Below are 2,130 nucleotides of genomic sequence, written 5' to 3' on the forward strand. Positions count from 1 at the left end.
AATGCCGCGTGCAAGGCCCGCAGGGGCTGATGCGCCAGCTGCTCGGCCGGCAGGGCAGGGAGCAGCAGGTCGCAGGCCGCTGCGTTTAGGCTCAGTACCGTACCCGTGGGCGACAGCACGGCGTGTGGCGCCGGCAAGGAGCCAAACAGCAGCTCAAAGTCCAGGTCGGGAGCGAAAATGGCGGGCATACGTGGTCGGAAGGCCGCCCGCGCGGCCGGGAGTAAACCGGGTGCGCGGCTTCGGTCGCCAAATATAGAAGTTTGGCAGGCGCAAAGTGGATAAATGCCAACAGCCCCGGTCGAATTTCGGCCGGGGCTGGGGATACAGCGGTGAATGGCCCTTTTGCCGGGGCTACAGCGGGTTCTTCAGGTTTTTGGCAAAGGCCCGGCGCACGTGCTCCACCTTACGGGCCGATACATTGGCGATATACGGGTTTTCGGGGTGCAGGCGGTAATAGCCCTGGTGGTAGGCCTCGGCCGGCCAGAACTTCTGGAAGGGCAGTACTTGCGTGACAATCCGGCCGCTATATTCTTTCGAAGCGTTGACGCGGGCGATGGTGCTTTCCAGTACCTTTTTTTCCTCCGGCGTGCGGTAGAAAGCGGCCGAGCGGTACTCGGGGCCGGTGTCGGGGCCTTGGCGGTTGAGCTGCGTGGGGTCGTGCGAGGCCGTGAAAAAGATGTCGGCCAGCGTTTGGTAGCTCACCACCTTCGGGTCGTAGTAAACCTGGACGGTTTCGGTGTGGCCGGTGTTCTGGGCCGCCACTTCCTCGTAGGTGGGATTGGCCTTAGTGCCACCAGCGTAGCCGCTCACCACCTGCTTCACGCCTTTAATTTCCTCAAAGGCTTCTTCCTGGGCCCAGAAGCAGCCGCCCGCAAACGTGGCCACGGCCAGGCCGTTGAGGTTGGCCGGCGCAAAGCCAGCCGTAGAGCGCGAAGGCTCCTGCGCTTCGGCCGGAGGCTGCGAGCCGCAGGCAAACAACAAGGCCAGCGCACTCAGGCTGGCAATTGATTTCAGACGGGTTTTCATGATGCGTTGCGTATCGAAGTAAAAGCAGCCCGGGCTGCCTGGTGCTACTGCCCCGGCAGACGCGGCCACTGCCCGGGCCTTACACCGTGGGTGGCCGATATACGCAGCCCGCGGCCGCATGGCTTGAGTGGGCGGCCGGGCCCGCCCGGCCACTGCCATTCAGGTTGCCGTTAGTACGTACTTAACCACGTCTGCTGCATGGTTGGAATGCTGGAGTGCAGTTTGTGTGCTTTTTTTGCAGAAAATCCCAGACCTTTTATACGTATTTGCCGTAAGGGCTGACCTTCCTGCTTCACCCACTAATGTCACTTCAGCTACTACTCGACGAGCCGCCCCTTGCCATTTTCTACGACCACGTGCACGAGTGGCTATATGCCGACTGGCGGGGCGAGCAGAACCTGGGCAGCGTGCAGGAGGGGGGCAGCAGCCTGCTGCGGCTGCTGGCCCAGCAGCGCTGCCACAAGTTGCTGAACGATAATCGCAACGTGACGGGAATGTGGAGCGAGGCCGCCGCCTGGGCCGGTCGCGAGTGGTTTTCGGCCATGGAGGCGGCTGGCCTGCGCTACTTTGCCTGGGTGTATTCGCCCAACGTGTACAGCCGCCTTTCCACCGACCTTACCCTGCAGCTCATGGAAAGCAACGTCGTCGCCGCGACCTTCGATGATGTCGACACGGCCAGCGCTTGGCTGACGCAGATGTAGAAGGCAAGGAAGGCCGCAGGCCAGTACCTATATTTGGCTGCCAAGGCAGCGGAATCTACCCTTTGCTGTGGCCTGCTCATGCCGTATATGCCTTTCCCGCTGCGCGCCTGGTGGCGCCGCAGCGCACTGTTGGGGCTGGCCGTACTGGCCAGCGTGGCCTGGCGGCCATCCGCAGCCCCCATTCTGCCGCAGCTGGTGCAAAAAATGCAGGCTTTTTATCGGAACACGCGCCCCGAAAAAACCTACCTGCACCTCGATAAGTCGGTGTACACTGTAGGCGAAACCCTGTGGTTCGGCGCGAGTGTGGTGGCGGCCGACACGCACCGTCCCGACACGCTGAGCCGGGTGCTGCACGTTGAGCTACTGGCCGCCGGTGGCCGGGTGGTAGCCCGCCGCGAGCTCC

General features: G+C 62.8%; 3 protein-coding genes and 1 pseudogene. 2 read left to right on the forward strand and 2 right to left on the reverse strand.

Translation table 11 applies throughout. The features are described from left to right. The coding region (locus ACYVDE_RS20970) for a hypothetical protein (protein ID WP_460503484.1) at positions 1-188 on the reverse strand (188 nt) is incomplete at its 3' end. Positions 189-351: 163 nt separating this feature from the next. Continuing rightward, positions 352-1,026 carry a peptide-methionine (S)-S-oxide reductase gene (gene msrA / locus ACYVDE_RS20975; protein ID WP_460503485.1) on the reverse strand — a complete coding sequence of 225 codons (675 nt, stop codon included), beginning with the start codon at positions 1,024-1,026 and terminating at the stop codon, positions 352-354. Positions 1,027-1,328: 302 nt separating this feature from the next. On the opposite strand from msrA, the gene ACYVDE_RS20980 reads away from it, so the two are divergent. Together ACYVDE_RS20980 and ACYVDE_RS20985 are read left to right on the forward strand one after the other, a co-directional pair. Further along, the gene (locus ACYVDE_RS20980) at positions 1,329-1,727 is read left to right on the forward strand and encodes a hypothetical protein (RefSeq protein ID WP_460503486.1); all 399 of its coding nucleotides are present in this window, start codon (positions 1,329-1,331) and stop codon (positions 1,725-1,727) included. 87 nt (positions 1,728-1,814) lie between these two features. Beyond that, positions 1,815-2,130: pseudogene (locus tag ACYVDE_RS20985) on the forward strand (hypothetical protein); the annotation flags it as partial.

Source organism: Hymenobacter agri, from assembly GCF_054778495.1.

Coding starts and splice junctions, on each gene's coding strand:
- msrA (WP_460503485.1), bottom strand. CDS start 1,026: ATGAAAACCCGTCTGAAATCAATTGCCAGCCTGAGTGCGCTGGCCTTG.
- ACYVDE_RS20980 (WP_460503486.1), top strand. CDS start 1,329: ATGTCACTTCAGCTACTACTCGACGAGCCGCCCCTTGCCATTTTCTAC.